13 protein-coding genes are annotated in these 17323 nt (G+C 72.9%); 11 read left to right on the top strand and 2 right to left on the bottom strand.

The genetic code is table 11. The features are described 5' to 3' along the window. The first annotated feature begins 77 nt into the window (after positions 1–77). Positions 78–1526, top strand: a complete 1449-nt coding sequence (locus Cba03nite_RS13060) for an ATP-binding protein (protein WP_203745589.1) — start codon at positions 78–80, stop codon at positions 1524–1526. A 71-nt stretch (positions 1527–1597) separates the two neighbouring features. Here Cba03nite_RS13060 and Cba03nite_RS13055 read toward each other — a convergent pair whose 3' ends face one another. Further along, positions 1598–2758 (bottom strand): glycosyltransferase family 4 protein, encoded by a 1161-nt coding sequence (locus Cba03nite_RS13055; RefSeq protein WP_203745587.1) that lies wholly within the window; start codon positions 2756–2758, stop codon positions 1598–1600. A gap of 46 nt (positions 2759–2804) precedes the next feature. Here Cba03nite_RS13055 and Cba03nite_RS13050 point away from each other — a divergent pair, with 46 nt between their 5' ends. From Cba03nite_RS13050 to Cba03nite_RS13040, 3 genes are all read left to right on the top strand, one after another. Then, positions 2805–3659, top strand: coding sequence for an Fpg/Nei family DNA glycosylase (locus Cba03nite_RS13050; RefSeq protein WP_203745586.1), 855 nt, complete (start codon positions 2805–2807; stop codon positions 3657–3659). 210 nt (positions 3660–3869) lie between these two features. Further along, entirely contained in the window at positions 3870–5435 is a 1566-nt protein-coding gene (locus Cba03nite_RS13045) for a sugar transferase (protein WP_203745585.1), read from the top strand. Positions 5436–5505: 70 nt separating this feature from the next. Next, complete coding sequence (locus tag Cba03nite_RS13040; RefSeq protein WP_203745584.1) at positions 5506–7458, top strand: peptidase associated/transthyretin-like domain-containing protein; 1953 nt, start codon at positions 5506–5508, stop codon at positions 7456–7458. A gap of 63 nt (positions 7459–7521) precedes the next feature. On the opposite strand, the gene Cba03nite_RS13035 is transcribed toward Cba03nite_RS13040, so the two are convergent. Next, positions 7522–8079 (bottom strand): Uma2 family endonuclease, encoded by a 558-nt coding sequence (locus tag Cba03nite_RS13035; RefSeq protein WP_239125704.1) that lies wholly within the window; start codon positions 8077–8079, stop codon positions 7522–7524. A 173-nt stretch (positions 8080–8252) separates the two neighbouring features. On the opposite strand from Cba03nite_RS13035, the gene Cba03nite_RS13030 reads away from it, so the two are divergent. The 7 genes from Cba03nite_RS13030 to Cba03nite_RS13000 all read left to right on the top strand — a co-directional run bounded on the left by Cba03nite_RS13030 (position 8253) and on the right by Cba03nite_RS13000 (position 17240). Then, positions 8253–8945 carry a response regulator transcription factor gene (locus Cba03nite_RS13030; protein WP_203745582.1) on the top strand — a complete coding sequence of 231 codons (693 nt, stop codon included), beginning with the start codon at positions 8253–8255 and terminating at the stop codon, positions 8943–8945. Continuing rightward, positions 8942–10096 (top strand): sensor histidine kinase, encoded by a 1155-nt coding sequence (locus Cba03nite_RS13025; protein WP_239125690.1) that lies wholly within the window; start codon positions 8942–8944, stop codon positions 10094–10096. The genes Cba03nite_RS13030 and Cba03nite_RS13025 overlap by 4 nt, the downstream gene beginning before the upstream one ends. Continuing rightward, the gene (locus Cba03nite_RS13020; protein ID WP_203745581.1) at positions 10059–11891 is read left to right on the top strand and encodes a DUF4153 domain-containing protein; all 1833 of its coding nucleotides are present in this window, start codon (positions 10059–10061) and stop codon (positions 11889–11891) included. The genes Cba03nite_RS13025 and Cba03nite_RS13020 overlap by 38 nt, the downstream gene beginning before the upstream one ends. A 69-nt stretch (positions 11892–11960) precedes the next feature. Continuing rightward, on the top strand, positions 11961–12716 hold the full coding sequence (locus tag Cba03nite_RS13015; RefSeq protein ID WP_203745580.1) for an ABC transporter ATP-binding protein: 756 nt from the start codon (positions 11961–11963) through the stop codon (positions 12714–12716). After that, entirely contained in the window at positions 12707–14314 is a 1608-nt protein-coding gene (locus Cba03nite_RS13010; protein WP_203745578.1) for an ABC transporter permease, read from the top strand. Before Cba03nite_RS13015 ends, Cba03nite_RS13010 begins: the two co-directional genes overlap by 10 nt. An 86-nt stretch (positions 14315–14400) precedes the next feature. Further along, complete coding sequence (locus Cba03nite_RS13005; protein ID WP_203745576.1) at positions 14401–14544, top strand: hypothetical protein; 144 nt, start codon at positions 14401–14403, stop codon at positions 14542–14544. Positions 14545–14762: 218 nt separating this feature from the next. Beyond that, the gene (locus Cba03nite_RS13000; protein WP_203745574.1) at positions 14763–17240 is read left to right on the top strand and encodes a hypothetical protein; all 2478 of its coding nucleotides are present in this window, start codon (positions 14763–14765) and stop codon (positions 17238–17240) included. Positions 17241–17323: the final 83 nt, after the last annotated feature.

The following is a 17323-nucleotide window of genomic DNA, read 5'->3' as shown; positions in this document are numbered from 1 at the left end:
GCGGGGCTGCGCACCGGTGCCGGTTCGTTAGAGGCGTAGTTCTTAGAGGTGTAGTTCTAAGAACTATAGTTCTACGTATGCTTGCCAAGCCTGAAGCCGTGTTCGATCGCCATGCCGAGTGGGAGGCGCTCGCGAGGTTCGCGACGTCCCCCGCGGCCAGTGCGAGGTTCGGGGTGGTCAGCGGGCGACGCCGCCAGGGGAAGACCTTCCTGCTGGATGCGCTGGCCCGAGCCACCGACGGCTTCTACTTCGCGGCTACCGAGGACACCGAGCTGGAGTCGCTGCGCCGTTTCGGGCGGGCGCTGGCAGCCCGCGCCGGCACCGGCGGCGCGTTCGAGCTGCACAGCTGGGAGGAGGCGCTGCGACGGCTGTACGCGGTGGTGCCGGATGGGCTGATCATCATCGACGAGCTTCCCTACCTGCTGTCGGCCAGCCCCTCTCTCGCCTCCCAGCTCCAGCACGTGCTCGACCCCGGCGGAGTGGCCCGAGAGACGTCATCCAAGCTGCTGGTCTGCGGCTCGGCCATGGCCGTGATGGGCAACCTGCTGGCGGGCAACGCCCCACTACGAGGGCGTGCCAGCCTGGAACTGGTCGTGCCGCCCATGGACTACCGCACGGCCGCCGAGTTCTGGGGGGTGGCCGACCAGCCTGAGCTGGCGGTTCTCCTGCACAGCATCGTCGGCGGCACCCCGGCCTACCGTCACGAGTTCGTCCACTCCGACGCTCCGGCGGGCCTCGGCGATTTCGACTCCTGGGTGATCCGCACCGTGCTGAACCCGGCGGTCCCGCTGTTCCGGGAGGCGCGATACCTGCTCGCGGAGGAGACCGGAGCCCGGGACACCCCGCTGTATCACGGGGTGCTCGGCGCCATCGCGCTCGGCCACAACACCCGTGGCGGCATCGCGGGTTACCTGGAGCGGCCCTCCACGAACATCGGGCACCCGCTGACCGTGCTGGAGGACTGCGGCCTGGTCGCCAAGGAGCCGGACGCATTCCGGACCGGCAGATCCACCTACCGGATCGCCGAGCCGTTGATCACGTTCTACTCGGCGGTCATGCGCCGCAACTGGAGTTTCCTGGAGCGCGGAATGGCCGAGCAGGCCTGGCAGGCCGGGCAGGAGACCTTCCGGGCCCAGGTGGTCGGACCCCACTTCGAGCAGCTGTGCCGGGAGTTCGCGCTGCGCAACGCGTACACCCTGTTCGGCGAGCCACCGAGCACGGTCGCGGCGGGCACCGTCGCCGACCAGGCCGCACGTACCCAGATCCAGATCGACGTCGCGGTGCTCGGCACCGATGGAGCGGTGCTGTCACTGGGCGAGGCGAAGTGGCGGCAGACGATGGGCATCGCACACCTGGACCGGCTCCGCCGCGCACGCGATCTGCTCGCCGCCAAGGGGCACCGTGTCGCCCGCACCCGGCTCGCCTGCTACAGCGGCGCCGGCTTCACCGACGAGCTACGTAAGGTCGCGAACGCCGAAGGCGTCCTCCTGGTCGATCTCCCGGCGCTGTACGCCGACCCTTCTTGATCGTTCGACTTGCCAGGCAGATGGGCGAATGGCGGGTCAAGATACGCCCAGGTGCCTGGCAAGTCCGACGATCAAGCGGGGCGGCGGCGGAGGGAGTCGTAGACGGCGAGGAGTTTTGACGTGACGACGTCGGGGTGGAAGGTCTGTTCGTAGCGGCGGCGGGCCGTGTCGGAGAGGGTGGGGGCCGCCTTGAGGGCGTCGGGGAGGGCGGCGGCCCAGTCCTCGGCGGTGGGCGGGACGGCGAAACCGGCGGTGTCGATCAGGTACGGGATGCCGCCCAGCGTGGTGCCGATGACGGGACGGCCGGACGCCAGCGCCTCGATGATCACCGTGGGCAGCACGTCGTGCCAGGTCGACGGGGCGGCGAACAGGGCCGAGGCGCGGAACGCGGCGCGTACCCCCGCCCGGTCCTGCGGGCCCAGGAACTCCACGTCCCGGCGCTCGGCCGCGGCCTGCTCGGCCAGCGGGCGCAGCTCGCCGTCGCCGACGATGCGCAGCGTGCCGAGCGAGCCGTCGGGGTGCCGCCGCCAGGCGTCGAGCAGCAGGCCGAGACCCTTCTCGGGAGACAGGCGGCCGACGAACAGCAGGCCCTCGCCCGGCTGGGCGGGCTGGCCGGGGTCGTCGACGCCGTTGGGCTTGACCACGATGCGCTCGTCGGGGATGCCGAAGTCGCGCAGGTGGTCGGCGATGGCGCCGGTCAGCGCGATGTACCGGTCGACCGAGCGCCACGTGCCGCGGTGCACGGCCAGCGTGGTCGCCATGATCGCGCTCTGCGCGGTGGAGCCGCGGTAGCACTTGTGCTTGATCGCCGGGAGCGCGAACGCCTTCCCGCGGCACTCGTGGCAGGCGTGGCCGTCGCGGAAGTACAGGCCGGGCGCGCAGACCTGCCGGTAGTTGTGCACGGTCTGCACCACCGGCACCCCGTGGGCGTGCGCGGTCCGCACCACCCAGGGCGACAGCAGCGGGTACGGGTTGTGCAGGTGCAGCACGTCCGGGCGCTCCCGCTTCAGCAGCGCGGTGAGGTCGCGCTGCGCGGCCGGGGCCCAGATCGGGGAGATCGGCAGCAGCACCTTCTGCGCGGCCGACAGCGACGGGATGTCGTCGGAGTTGCGCAGGAACGGCAGCACGGTGACCCCGGCCGCCGCGAGCTGCGCCATCTCCTGGTCGACGATGACGTTCTCACCCGAGGGCAGCTCGGAGCGGTACCGGTTGTGGGCGACGACGACCTTCAACTGCTGCTCCCTGCTGTGTTGTCGATAGAACGGTAGCGTTAGCGCCGTGCCAGAGTTGCCCGAGGTGGAGGCGCTCGCCGCGTACCTGCGTGAGCGAGCCGTCGGCCAGCGCGTCGAGCGGGTCGACGTGTCGGCGATCAGCGCCCTCAAGACGTTCGACCCGCCCCTGACGGCCCTGCACGGCCGCACGATCACCGGCGCGGGCCGGCACGGCAAGTTCCTCGACGTCGAGCTGGACGACCTGCACCTGGTGATCCACCTGTCCCGGGCGGGCTGGCTGCACTACCGCGACGCGCTGCCGGACACGCTGCTCAAGCCGGGCAAGGGGCCGATCGCGCTGCGGGTGCGGCTGGGCGACGGGTCGGGCTTCGACCTGACCGAGGCGGGTACGCAGAAACGCCTGGCGGCCTACCTGGTGACCGACGTGGGGCAGGTGCCCGGGATCGCGCGGCTCGGGCCGGACGCGCTCAGCCTGGACTTGGCCGCCTTCACCGAGCTGATGCGCGGCCGCAACGCCCAGATCAAGGGCGTGCTGCGTGACCAGCAGGTGCTCGCGGGCATCGGCAACGCGTACTCCGACGAGATCCTGCACACCGCGCGGGTGTCGCCGTACGCGCGGGCGGACCGGCTGACACCTGAACAGCTGGAGAACCTGCACACGGCGATGGTGCAGGTGCTCACCGAGGCGGTGACCAGGTCCGCCGGGCAGAAGGCGGCCACGCTCAAGGCCGAGAAGCGCGCGGGCCTGCGGGTGCACGGGCGGGCTGGGCAGCCGTGTCCGGTCTGCGGCGATACGGTGCGTGAGGTGTCGTTCGCCGATTCGAGCCTGCAGTACTGCCCGACGTGCCAAACAGGGGGTAAACCGCTCGCAGATCGTCGACTTTCCAAACTCCTGCGCTAGTGTCGCCCACGGCCCAGTTCGTATAGTGTCCCGGTCCTGGGGTCTTCGGATGACACGGTCGCAAACGGTGTCTCCCGCCGACCTCGGACAAACCATGCGAGACTGAACGTCGTGGGCGACACCCGTCCTGCCGCACGTTCCGATCGCAGGGCTGCAGCACTGACCGGCACCACCGGGCAGGAACGTGACGCACGGGAGGACCCAGGTGAGGTGACGACGAGCCTGAAGCACCCGACCACCGTGCCCAAGCGGTCGAATGTCCCGGACTACGTAGCCGATCGATACGAGCTGCCCCCCGTGCCGAAGACCAACGGCGTGGCACGCAACGCGTTCGCCCGCCCCACCGCGCGCCGGGCCCGCTGGCACCGGCCGTACCTGCTCTGCCTGATCATCTCGGACCTGCTGTGCGTGATGGCGGCGAGCTGGACCGTGATCTCCCAGCTGGAGATCAACCGGGTCACCTCGGGTTTCGAGGGGATCGTCGAGTTCCAGGTCGCCGCGTACGCCTTCATGCCGCTGCTGTGGCTGCTGCTGCTGTGGGGCAACGGCGCCTACGACCGGCGCGTCATCGGCCTGGGCACCGACGAGTTCAAGCGGGTCTTCCGGGCCACCATCGCGGTCGCCGCGACGGTCTCGTTCATCGCCTTCGGTTTCCAGAAGGCCGGTGGCGAGGGCCTGTCCCGCGGCACGGTCGCCTTCGTGATCCTGGCGGCGATGACGTACATCATCGCGGCGCGGCTGCTCGCCCGGCGCGTGCTCTACGTGGTGCGCCGCCGCGGGCGCATGGCGACGTACCGGATGCTGCTCATCGGCTCGCTGCCGGAGACGCTGTTCGTGTACAAGGTCGTCGCCCGCAACCCGAAGGCCGGTCTGGTCCCCGTCGCGATCCACCTGTCCGAGCACGTGCCCGCCTCCCGGCGCTCCCAGGCGCCGGTGCCGGTGTACTACGGCCGCGACCTCGTCGACCTGGTGCGCGAGCTGCGCGCCGACACCATCGCGGTGTGCGGCTCGGCCGGCGCGGAACCCGACGAGCTGCGCCGCCTGGCCTGGCAGCTGGAGGGCACGGGCATCGACCTGGTGGTCGCGCCGCAGCTCACCGACATCGCCGGGCCCCGCGTGCACATCCGCCCGATCGAGGGCCTGCCGCTGCTGCACGTCGAGGAGCCGAAGCTCTCCGGCGTCGCCTGGCTGGCCAAGAACACGCTGGACCGGGTCGCGGCCGCCATCGGCCTGATCCTGCTCGCGCCGCTGTTCCTGCTGATCTCGCTCGCCATCTCGCTGACCGACCGGGGCCCGGCGTTCTTCCGCCAGCTGCGCGTCGGCCACGAGGGTCAGCTGTTCAAGGTGTGGAAGTTCCGCACCATGTACACCGACGCGGAGGAGCGCAAGAGCAAGCTGGAGGCGCAGAACGAGACCGACGGCATGCTCTTCAAGATCCGTGACGATCCGCGGGTCACGCCGGTCGGCCGGTTCCTGCGCGCCAGCTCGATCGACGAGCTGCCCCAGCTGATCAACGTGCTCAAGGGCGAGATGTCCCTGGTCGGGCCGCGTCCGCTGCCCGCCGAGGACGGCGACTACCTGGGCGACGTACGCCGCCGCCTGCTGGTCCGGCCCGGCATGACCGGTCTGTGGCAGGTCTCCGGCCGCTCCGACCTGAACTGGGACGAGTCGGTCCGGCTGGACCTGTACTACGTCGACAACTGGTCGCTCGCATACGACCTGAGCATTCTTTGGCGGACCGTCGGTGTCGTGCTGCGCCGCAAGGGTGCCTACTAGGAGGAGCCGACGGGGCATGCCGCTGACTTAAGATCCGGTGGCCAACGCCGATCTTGAACTCGGAGCGGACATGCCCCGCCTCTTCCGCCGCGGCGCTCTCGCGCTCGCGTGCGCGCTGCTCATCCCCCTCGTGGCCGTGCCCGCCCAGGCCGCGGGAACGACTGTCACGTTCAGCGGCCTGGTGCGGGACTACTCGACCCGGTCCCCGCTGGCCGGTGCGTGCGTCAGCGTGCTGCCCTGGGGCACCGCCCAGCCCGTCGGCTCCGCCTGCACCGACGCCGAGGGGTACTACCGGATGGAGATCGCCTGCTGCACCAGCAGCGGCGACACCTGGTACGCCCTGAAGGCGACGGCCGTGGGTTACCCCGAGTTCTGGTGGAACGAGCTGGCCGGGTGGAACAGCATGCGACCCCAGGCCGTGCGATCGGGCGACCGCAGGTCCGCGAGCTTCGACCTGCTGCACCAGGCGCCGCGGGTCCACGGCCGGATCACCGACGAGCACGGCGACCCGGCGCTGGGCGCCGTCACCCTGATGACCGAACTCCACCCCGGCGGGTACGCGCGAGCCTTCTCCTACGGCGGGCAGTACACCATCGAGAACGCCCCGCCGGGACGCTTCAAGATCGCGGTGACCGGTGAGAACCTCCCTCTCCAGTACGTGCCCGGCAAGACGACCTACGAGGAAGGCACGTGGTTCGAAGTCGGGGACGGCAGTGACCTCACGGTCGACGAGCAGCTCCTGCCACCGGGAGGGATCGAGCTCGTCGCGGTCGACGACGTGACCGGCGCGCCGGCGCAGCTGTGCGGCGCACTCAGGCAGCTGAACAGCGGCACGACGATCACCAGGTGCACGGCAACAGACGGCAGCCCGGCAGCCTGGACGGGCACCTTCGGCGAGTACGACCTCGTCCTCACCCCGCGTCAGCGCACCCACTGGTCACCGGAGGCCCGCACCGTCGTCATCGAACCGGGCCGGACCACCCGCGTGGAGATCCGCCTGAAGCGGGCGTACGCGCTGCGTACCCGGGTGGCCATGCGGGCGGACCCGGGCCTGCACCCGCGCACCTGCGTCGCTGCGGTGCCTGCCGAGCCCGACGGCGTCGTGCTCACCTCCTCCGACCGCGGCGCGCGGGTGGCGGGCACGTTCTGCTCCGACGCGGACGGGCGCCTGGAGATCGCGCCGCTGGACGCCTCCCGGGTCCGGCTGTTCGCGCTGCCCGATCAGCCGACCAGCTTGGGCTACCCCCAACCGGCCATGCAGTGGGTCAGCGTGACCGGCGGCACCGGCGATGCGGCGAAAGCCGCGGTGTACCAGCTCGCCGAGGGCGCCTTCATCGACGCCCCCGACATCAGGCTCGATCACGGCGGCACAGTCATGGGCCACGTGTCCACGACCGCGGCGCCGACCGACGCGCGGATCTGCGTGCAGCCCTTCGCACCGCGCCCGAACCTGGCCGTCCTGATGGAGCATCTCGGCTGCGCCGGGAGCGACGGCGCCTACTGGATCAATCGGATCGGCCCGTACGCCTGGCCGCTGCGCATCGCCGAACGGGAGCCGGTGGAGAGCGCGGTCACCTGGTCCGGCGGCGCATCCAGCCGCCTGCTGGCCGCCCCGTTGCGCATCCTGCCCGGCAAGATCAGCTATTACGACGTCACGCTGCCGCTCGGCGGACTCCTGTACGGCACCGTCGCCGGCGCCACGGGCGGAACGGTCAGCGTGCACGACGCGTACACCGGCGACCTGATCAATGCGGGTTCCCTGACCGACGGGCAGTTCAACCTCCTCGGGCTCAACAGCGGCCCGGTGCTGGTGCGGCTGGACACCGGCACCGGCGGCTGCTGGCTGCGGCTGCCGCTCGACGCCACGAACCAGCGCGCCGTGCAGACCAGGGCCGGGGCCGAGACCGACGTCGCGTTGAGCGTGCAGGGCTGCACTTCGCAGCCGACCCTCTACCGGATCCCGGTGCCCCGCAAGCCCGGCACGATGACGGCACCGACCCGGCCGCAGGGTCTCGGCCGGTAGCCCGTCCCCAGACCGATCAGGGCTCCCCGCTCGGCGTGCGGGGAGCCCTGATCGTCTCCAGAGTCAGGCGAAGATCGCGGCCAGGTCGATCTCGTAGGAGAACGGCCTGTCGTTGCGCAGCGAGCCTGTGTGCTTCTCCTCGGTCAGGTATCCCGTCGGCGACGGGTCGGTCAGCACCAGCACCTCCTGCGTGCGTACATCGACGATCCAGTACTCGGCCACACCGACCAGGGCGTATCCGTGACGTTTGAGAACCAGATCGTTGCTGGGATTGCTGGGCGAGACGACCTCGACGATCAGCTGTGCCGCCGACGGGGGCAGCGCGGGCAGTGTCGTGCCCAACAGGGTGGCGTCGAAGAGGACCAGGTCGGGGACGAAATACGAGGTGCCGTCTTCGCGCAGCACGCCGATCGCTTCGCACACGGCCAGAGTCTCGGGTGCCTGCCGTTCGAGGGCCCGGCGCAGCCGGTAGACCAGGTTCGCGTGTGGCATCGGGGGTGGTGGGGTCACGAGGAGGCTCCCGTCGAAGATCTCGTACCGGTAGCCGTCGTCGGGCGAGTCGAGGAGGTCCTCGAACCGCCAGGCGCGCAGGGGCTCAGCCCGGAGCAGTGGATGGGCCATGGTGGTCACCCGTCCTTCCTAGCGATGCGCGTCCGGCGTTTCCAGCCTGCCTCAGCCGTACCCCGATAGGAAGTTTCCCTAGGTCGGGAATAAGTCGGGTCGTCGTGGCCCAGCACAGGTTCTTCACAACTGGTACTGATGGTCACCACAGGTGACCGCTACAGTCCCAGGTCATGAGTGAACGTCGCGTCCTGGTGGTGGAGGACGACCCCACCATCGCCGGGTCGGTGATCGCCCGGCTGCGGGCCGAGGGCTTCGCCGTCGCGCACGCCGGGACGGGGCCGGCCGCTGTGGACGCCGCCGAGCGCCTCAAGCCCGACCTGGTCGTGCTCGACCTGATGCTGCCCGGCTTCGACGGGCTGGAGGTGTGCCGCCAGATCCACCGGCAGCAGTGGCAGGCCGGACGGCCGGTGCCGGTGCTCATGCTCACCGCCCGCGACGACGAGAACGACCTGCTGGTCGGGCTCGCGGTGGGCGCCGACGACTACCTCACCAAGCCGTTCTCGCTGCGGGTGCTGGCCGCCCGGGTGCACGCGCTGCTGCGCCGGGCGGAGCGGACCACCTCGCCGGAGGCGTCGATCAAGCTCGGCCCGCTGGAGATCATCCGCTCGGAGCGCCGGGTGCGCCGCGACGGCGCCGAGGCGCACCTGACCCCGACCGAGTACGACCTGCTGGTGTACCTCGCCGAGCGGCACCGGTCGGTGCTGCCGCGGGAGCGGCTGCTGGCCGAGATCTGGGGCTGGGCCGAGGGCTACGGCACCCGCACCGTCGACTCGCACATCAAGGCGCTGCGCCGCAAGCTGGGTGCGGACCTGATCCGCACCGTGCACGGCGTCGGCTACGCGCTGGAGGCCGAGCCGGCGTGATCGAGCGCGTCCTCGACTGGCTGAGCATCCCCATGTACCGCGTGCTGGGGCCGCTCATCGTGCTCTCGAACAACGTGCTGGACCGGCTGCCGCGCCCGCTGGACCCGTTCCGCTCGATCAAGCTGAAGCTGGCCATCCTGCTCGGCATCTCCGGCGCGACCGGCCTGCTGGTCTTCTGGGGCCGGCTCGGGTTCGTCAACTGGCCGGTGGCCATCTCCGCCGCGCTGGTCGGCCTGATCACGCTGCAGGTGCTGGCGCACGGCATGACCCGGCCGCTGCGCCAGATGACCGCGGCGGCGCGGGCCATGGCGCGCGGTGACTACAGCCGCCGGGTACGCGCCACCAGCCGCGACGAGGTGGGCACGCTGGCCCGCGCGTTCAACCTGATGGCGGCCGACCTCGCCGCCAGCGACCAGCAGCGCCGCGAGCTGATCGCGAACGTGTCGCACGAGCTGCGTACGCCGATCACCGCGCTGCACGGGGTGCTGGAGAACATGGTCGACGGCGTGAGCGCGCCCGACCCGGCGACGCTGCGCACCGCGCTGGCGCAGACAGAGCGGCTGGGCCGCCTGGTCACCGAGCTGCTCGACCTGTCGAAGGTCGACGCGGGCGCGGCGGCGCTGCACCGGGTGCCGGTGCAGGTGGCCGAGTTCCTGGCCGCCGTCGTCGACGAGGCCGGGCTGAACGCCCCGGCGACCCGGTTCCGGCTGGACGGCGTCGTCGCGCACACCATCCACGCCGACCCGGCCCGGCTGCACCAGGTCTTCGCGAACCTGCTGGAGAACGCGGCACGGCACAGCCCGCCCGGCGGCCTGGTCACCGTGAGCGCCCGCCCGTCGGGCCACAACACCGTCTTCGAGGTGCTCGATCAGGGGGTGGGCATCGCGCCCGCCCTCCGGGAGCGGGTCTTCGAGCGTTTCACCCGGGGCAAGAACGCGCAGTCGCAGGACGGCGGCACGGGCCTCGGACTCGCCATCGCCCGCTGGGCGGTGGAACTGCACCACGGCACCATCGCGATCGTCGATCCCCCGGGCGGGACCGGCTGCCGCATCCGCATCACGCTCCCCCAGAAGCCGATCCCTCATCAGTCGCCCGCAGAAGTCGGAGGCAATGATGTCCCACACCTCTCCGGAAGGCACGCCCCCGCCTGAGCCGTCGCCACCCGCGTCGGCCGAGGTCCCGGCGGCTGCCCCGGCTTCCGCCGACCCGGCACCGGCGGCTCCCGCCGAGGCCCCGGCAGCGGAGTCGGTGACCGCCGGGTCCCCTGCCGCCGACGCGCCCGCAGCGCCGGACGCGGTCGGCGACCCGGCTGCCGCCGCGGCGAAGGCGCCCGGTGGGTTCGCGGCGCCGGTCGCCCCTGCGACCGAGCCGCCCGCCCCGGCCAAGCTGCCCGCGCAGCCGTACCCGGCGGAAGCGGCCCGGTTCGCCCCGCTGCCGCCGCCCCCGCCGGGCTTCCTCGCCACCCGCTGGCAGGGGCCTGACTACGCGGGCGGTCCGGCGGCCTGGACCGCCGCGCTCATCGGCGGCCTGGCCACGGCCATCGCGCTGCCGCTGAGCCGGCCCGCCGTCGGCTGGCTGCTGGTCGGCCTGGTCATGGCCGGGGCGATCTGGCACGCGGCCCGGTTCGGCCCGAAGCCGGACACCCGCAGCGAGCGACTGATCCGGATCGGCTGGGCGGTGCTCGCGCTGGCCCTGCTGGCGGTCGGCACCTTCCGCGACGCGGGCTGGCTGTACGTGTTCTGCGTGCTGGGCGCGGTGGCCTGCGGCTCGCTGGCGGTGGCCGGCGGCCACTCGGTGCGCGCCGTGATCGTCGGCGCGCTGGCGCTGCCGCTGGCCGCGTTCCGGGCGATCCCGTGGCTGGGCCGGGGCGCGAGCGCCTGGCAGAAGTCCCGGGAGAAGGGCGGCACCGCTGGCCGCATCGTGCTGTCGCTGGTCGTGACGGTGATCCTGCTGATCGTCTTCGGCGCGCTGCTGGCCTCGGCCGACGCCGCATTCGCCACGCTGCTCGGCGACATCCTGCCTGAGATCAACATGCGTACGTTCATGCGGTTGCTGATCTACACGGTTATCGGCGGCCTGATCACGGCGGGCGCGATCTTCACGGTGCTGGCCCCGCCGGACCTGTCGGGGCTGGAGCGCCCGTCCTCGCGGCGCATCGGCCGCATCGAGGTGGCGCTGCCGCTGGGCGGCCTGGTGCTGCTGTTCGCCGCGTTCGTCGCGGTGCAGCTGCGCTTCTTCTTCGGCGACAAGGCGTACATCCAGAAGACCAGCGGCCTGACCTACTCCGAGTACGCGGTGCAGGGCTTCGGCCAGCTGCTCGTGGTGACCCTGCTGACGCTGGTCGTGATCGGCCTGGTGTCGCGCTGGGCGGTCAAGGAGACGGTGCAGGACCGGGTGCTGCTGCGCTCGCTGCTCGGCGCGCTGGTGCTGCTCAGCATGGTCATCGTCGGCTCGGCGGTGTGGCGCATGTGGCTCTACCAGAACACCTACGGCTGGACCCGGGAGCGGCTGTTCTTCGGCTCGGTCGAGCTCTACCTCGGCGGCGTGTTCGTGCTGATCGCGCTGGCCGGGTGGAAGCTGCGGGCGGGCTGGTTCCCGCGGGCGGCGGTGGCGGGCTTCGCCGGCCTGCTGCTCTTCCTCGGCGCGGCCAACCCCGAGCACTTCATCGCGGAGCAGAACGTCGAGCGGTTCCAGAAGATCGACTTCTGGTACCTGCGGGCGCTCGGCCCGGACGCGGCCCCGGAGCTGGTCAAGCTGCCCGAGCCGTACCGCAGCTGCGCGCTCAGCTGGATGGTCCGCGACCTGCGCGACAACCCGGACCAGTGGTACGCCTGGAACCTCAGCCGCGACCACGCCCGGGACCTGATCGCCGAGATCAAGAGCGAGCTGCGCCCGGCGCAGGGCTCCTGCATCGCGGCCGAGCGGGAGAACGCCAACCGGCGCTGACCGCCACGGCTCCCCCGCCCCCGCTGTTCGGGGCGGGGGAGCCGGGCGCGGCCGGTCTAGAGTCGGACCGTGACCGTGGACAGCGCCTTCGCCCTTCAGGGGCTCGTCAAGACCTTCGATGGCAAGGTCGCCGTGGACGGCGTCGACCTGGCCGTGCCGGCCGGCTCGTTCTTCGGCCTGCTCGGGCCCAACGGGGCCGGCAAGACCACCACCCTGTCCATGGCGGTCGGGCTGCTGCGCCCGGACGCCGGGCGGGCCCTGGTGCTCGGCCACGACGTGTGGCACGACCCGGTCCGCGCGAAGTCGCTGATCGGCGTGATGCCCGACGGCGTACGCCTCTTCGACCGGCTCGACGGCACCGAGCTGCTCACCTACCAGGGCCTGCTGCGCGGGATGGCGCCCGAGGTCATCGACGCCCGCGTCACCGAGCTGCTGGACGTGCTGGCGCTGACCGACGCCGGGCGCACCCTGGTCGTCGACTACTCGGCCGGCATGAAGAAGAAGATCGCGCTGGCCTGCGCGCTGCTGCACGCGCCGCGGCTGCTGGTGCTCGACGAGCCGTTCGAGGCCGTGGACCCGGTCAGCGGCGCGACCATCCGCGACATCCTCACCCGCTACGTCGCCGGGGGCGGCACGGTCATCTTCTCCAGCCACGTGCTGGAGGTGGTGGAGCGGCTGTGCAGCCACGTGGCGATCATGGCGGCGGGCCGCATCCGCACCGTCGGCACCCTGGACGAGGTACGCGGGCAGCGCACCCTCGAAGAGGCGTTCGTCGAGGTGGTCGGCGGCCGCACGGCCACCGGGGCGGAGCTGTCGTGGCTCTGACGTTCGCCCGGCTGAAGCTGCGCGTGCTGCGCAACGGCTTCCGCGGCCGCTCCACGAAGGTCGTCATGTTCGTGCTCGGCCTGGTCGGCGCGGTGGTCTACGGCGGCTTCGCCGCCCTGGCCGCCGCCGCGGCGGTGGCCTCGGACAGCCCGGCGGCGGCCGCGCTGGTGCCCGCCTTCGGCGGTGCGGCGCTGGTGCTGGGCTGGCTGTTCCTGCCGCTGGTCTGGTTCGGGGTGGACGAGACGCTGGAGCCGGGCCGGTTCGCCCTGCTCCCGCTCCCCCGGCGCGACCTGGTCCGCGGCCTGCTGGTCGCGGCCCTGCTCGGGGTGCCCGCCGCCGCGACCCTGCTGGCCTCGTCCGGCCTGGCGATCGGCGCGGCGCTGCGTGGCGGCCCGCTGCCGGGGCTGGTCGCCGCGCTCGGGGTGCTGCTCGGCCTGCTGCTGTGCGTCGTGCTCAGCCGCGCGGTGACCAGCGCGTTCTCCCGGGCGCTGCGGGCCCGGCGCACCCGCGACCTGGCCGCGGTGCTGCTCGCCGTGCTGGCCGCCTCGCTCGGCCCGATCCAGCTGATGATCACCAACAGCGCGCAGCATGTCGGCACCGGCCGGCTCGTCGCGGTGGCCGACGTGCTCGGCTGGACGCCGCTGGCCGCCCCGTACGTGGTCGGTGTCGACGCGCTGGACGGCCGCTGGGCGGCGGCCGGGGCCCGGCTCGCGCTCACCGTGCTGACGATACTGCTGCTCATGTGGTGGTGGGCGGGCTCGCTGGAGTCGGCGATGCTGGCCGCCCCGGGCGGCGGGGGCGCGGTGCGGACGCGGGCCGCCTCCGGCACGCCGGTCGCCCGGTTCCTCGGCGCGCGCCGGCCCCGCACCCAGTACGGCGCGCTGGTCGCGCGGGAGCTGAAGTACTGGGGCCGCGACGTGCGCCGCCGCGCCAGCCTGATCACGTTCGCGGTGATCGCCGTGTTCCTGCCGGTGGTGACGAACCTCGGGTCGCAGGGCGGGCAGGGCGCCGTCGCGCAGAACGTGCACGGATTCTCGATGGTGATCGTCGGAGCGCTGGCCGGGCTCGGCATCGCGAACCAGTTCGGCTACGACGGCACGGCGTACGCCGCGCACGTGGTGACCGGGGTGCCCGGCCGGATCGAGCTGCGCGCCCGGGTGGTCGCGTACTCCTGGATCATCGTGCCGATCCTGGCTGCGCTGGCCGTGCTCAACGCCGTGCTCCGCGAGGACCTGTCCCTGCTGCCGGTCATGGCGGGCACCCTGTTCGCCGCGTACGGCACCGGCCTGGCCTGCGCCACGCACGTCTCGGTGTGGGCCGCCTACGCGCTGCCGGAGAACCAGAACCCGTTCGCCGTCAACACCGGCTCCGGCATGGTCAAGAGCCTGCTCGCCATGGCCGCGTGGCTGGCCGGGATGGTGCTGGCGCTGCCGGTGCTGCTGCTGGTGCTGTTCGGCGGGGCGGTCGGCGCGGCGCTCGCGCTGCCGGCGGGCCTGGCGTACGCGGTGGCCGCGGTGTGGCTCGGCGTCGTCACGGCCGGTGACGTGCTCGATCACCGGCAGCCCGAGCTGCTCGCCGCGATCACGCCCCGAAACTGAGCCTCACCTACGAATCTTAGGCTGGTGTCTCAGCTCACCTAATAATCGTTGGCGAAGATGGGGGCTCGTACGATCTAATACTCGGCATGAGCATCATGAAGAAGATGCGGACGCGGAGCCGCAGCGCCGAGCAGATCCACCTGGAGCGCCCCCACGCCGAGCGCGCGCAGCGCCGCCGCGCCGCTGAGCTGGGCGACCCGATGGCAGCCGTGTTCGTCCGGTTGCACTGAGACGTTTTCTCCTCCTCCAAAAGCGTTGTGGCCCCTGTCCAGCCGTACGGCCGGGCGGGGGCCACAATGCTGAGCGGCCGTCAGCGGGCCACTCCCGGGTACCGGTCGCGCGCCGGGACCGGTACGGTGGGCACGGCCGCCACCCCTCGGCTTCTGACCCCTGCGCACCTTCCGCTCGGCGTCGCCTGGGATGGCGATAGAGAAGGAGGCGTGCGCGTATGACGTCCGAGGCACCGCAGCAGCCCGGCTGGCCGCCGGCTGACGCAGCCGACCGCAAGGGTGGCTTCGGCCTGTTCGAGGCGCCCCCGGCGCCCGAGGAGTTTCCGGTCTTCACCCCGTACGGCAGCGCCCCGGAGGCGGACTTCCCGCCGGACTCCGTGGACGGCCAGCCCTCCGCCAGCACCTTCGGCGGCTTCCCGGCCGAACCCGCCCCCGCCGCCCCGTCGGGCGACGACGCGCCGTACGTCCCGGCGCCCGCGGTGGTGCCGATCCCCGGCGTACGCCACGAGATGTCGTCGTCCTTCGCCGCGCACGAGCCGTTCGTGCCGCCCGCCGCCCCGGCCGCGCCCCCCGTCGAGCCGGACTGGGCCGCGCAGCAGGACTGGTCGACGCCCGCCGCCGACCCGTCCTGGGCGACGCCGCCCGCGCAGCCGGAGTGGACCCCCGCCGCAGACCAGTGGTCCGCGCCGCAGACCACGCCCGCCGCGGACTCCTGGCAGCAGGAGCAGTCGTGGGACGCGCCCAAGACGGAAGCCGCCCCGGCCTGGCCCGACTACTCGGACCTGGAGTCCGGTTTCGCCAAGGCCGAGGAGCCGCCGGCCCCGGCCGCCGCGCCCGAGAACACCGGCGGTTCGGCCTCCTGGGCCGCCTTCGCCGCCGGCGACAGCCCCAAGCCGAGCGCCCCGACCGGCCCGTGGACCCCGCCGCCCGCAGTGGCCGCGCTGATGGACCCCGAGCCGGAGCCGGCGGCCTACGAGCCGCTGCCGACGCGCGAAGCCGCGCCGTCGTACGAGCCCCTGCCGACCCGTGAGCCCGCGTCGCCCTACGACCCGGCGGCATACGAGCCGGCGCCGTCGTACGACTCCGCCCCGTCTTACGAGCCGGCTCCGTCGTATGAGCCCGCGCCGTCGTATGAGCCCGCGTCGTCGTATGACTCCGCTCCGCCTTACGAGCCCGCGTCCTCGCACGAGCCCGCGCCGTCCTACGAGCCCGCGCCCTCATACGAGCCCGCGCCGTCCTACGAGCCCGCAGCTTCGTACGAGCCCGTTCGCGAGCCCGCGCCGTCCTACGAGCCCGCAGCTTCGTACGAGCCCGTTCGCGAGGCCGCGCCGTCCTACGAGCCGGCCCCGTCCTACGAGCCCGCCGTCTACCAGGCAGCGCCGTCCTTCGAGCCGGCCGCGCCTGCCTACGAGCCGCTGCCCAAGCGGGAGCCGGCGTCGTTCGAGTCGATGCCGTTCGAGCCCGAGCCGGCCGCCCCGGCGCCGTTCGCCGCCGCGGCGTCGGTGCCGGTCAGCACGCCGCCGGTCGCGTCGGCCCCGGTCAGCACGCCGCCCGTCACCGACCCGGCCGCGCCGGTGAGCACGCCGCCCGCGATCCCGGTGACCCCGCCACCGTCCGTCGCCCGCGCGTCGGTCGGTGTCGCCACCGCCTCGGTCCCGGCCGCCAGCCGGCTGACGCCCGGCGAGGACGCCCCGGCCGCCATGCCGAAGCCGCAGCCGCGCGTCTACGGCTCGGCCGCGGTGAGCGCCCCGGCGGACGCTCCGGTGTCGCCGCCCCCGCCCGCTCCCGTGCCGGCCGCCGCTCCGGCGACCGCCCCGGTCCAGGCCGCGGCGCAGGTCCCCGCGGCCGGTGCGGCGCGCGCGAGCGCCCGGGTCACCGTGCCCAGCCCGCAGCCCGCCGCGGCCGCCGAGCCGCAGCCGGCCCCGCCGATCGCCCGCTCGTCCACGGTGTACGGCGCGCCCCGCCCCGCGGACGAGCCCGTCGCTGCCCCGGAGCAGCCCGCCGCGCCCGCCCAGCGGCAGACGCGCGGGCACGCGTTCGGCGACCTGCTGCAGCCCGCGGCCGCACCGCAGGCCGCAACGGCACCCCCGGCCGCGCCGCACATGCCGCCGCCCGCGGCCCCGCACATGCCCCCGCCTGCCGCGCCGCACATGCCGCCGCCGACCCAGGCGGCGCCGCCGCACATGCCACCGCCTGCCATGGCGCCCGGCCGTCCGGTGGGCCCGCCGCCTGCCGGACCCGGCCTGGTGCCCGGCCAGCGTCCGCCGGTCGACTCGCCGCCGCCCGGCGGTGCCGACCAGAACCGGTTCGACAAGTTCAAGCCCGAGGAGACCGGGGCGACCGAGATCAAGCCGGTCCGCAGCGGCCGCCTGATCATCGGGGTCGTGGTCGGCTGCGCGCTGCTGCTGGCACTGGCCTTCGGGCTGCTGATCGGCGTGGACAAGCTGATGGGCGGCGGCGAGGCCGAGCCGTCCTTCGGCGTCGGGGACTGCCTCAAGCAGTCCGGCAGCGCCGCGGTCAAGGCCGACTGCGGCGACGGCGGCGCGTTCAAGGTCGTGTCGGTCGGCGACACCCTGGAGCAGTGCCCCGACAAGCAGCAGCCGCACGTCACCGTCGGCAGCAAGGTGCTGTGCCTGGCCCCGGCCACCGCGACCACCGGCGGCGACCCGTCGGCGGAGCCCACGCCCACCCCGTGACCCGGTGAACGAGTAAGCAGCGGACGGCCCTGTGGTCATGACCACAGGGCCGTCTTATTCGGTCGCGTGACGTCGGACCCCGC

This window comes from Catellatospora bangladeshensis (assembly GCF_016862575.1).
In the GTDB taxonomy this organism is placed as follows: domain Bacteria; phylum Actinomycetota; class Actinomycetes; order Mycobacteriales; family Micromonosporaceae; genus Catellatospora; species Catellatospora bangladeshensis.
Note: the sequence above shows the minus strand (reverse complement) of the source record. Positions and strands in the feature narration are given on the sequence as shown.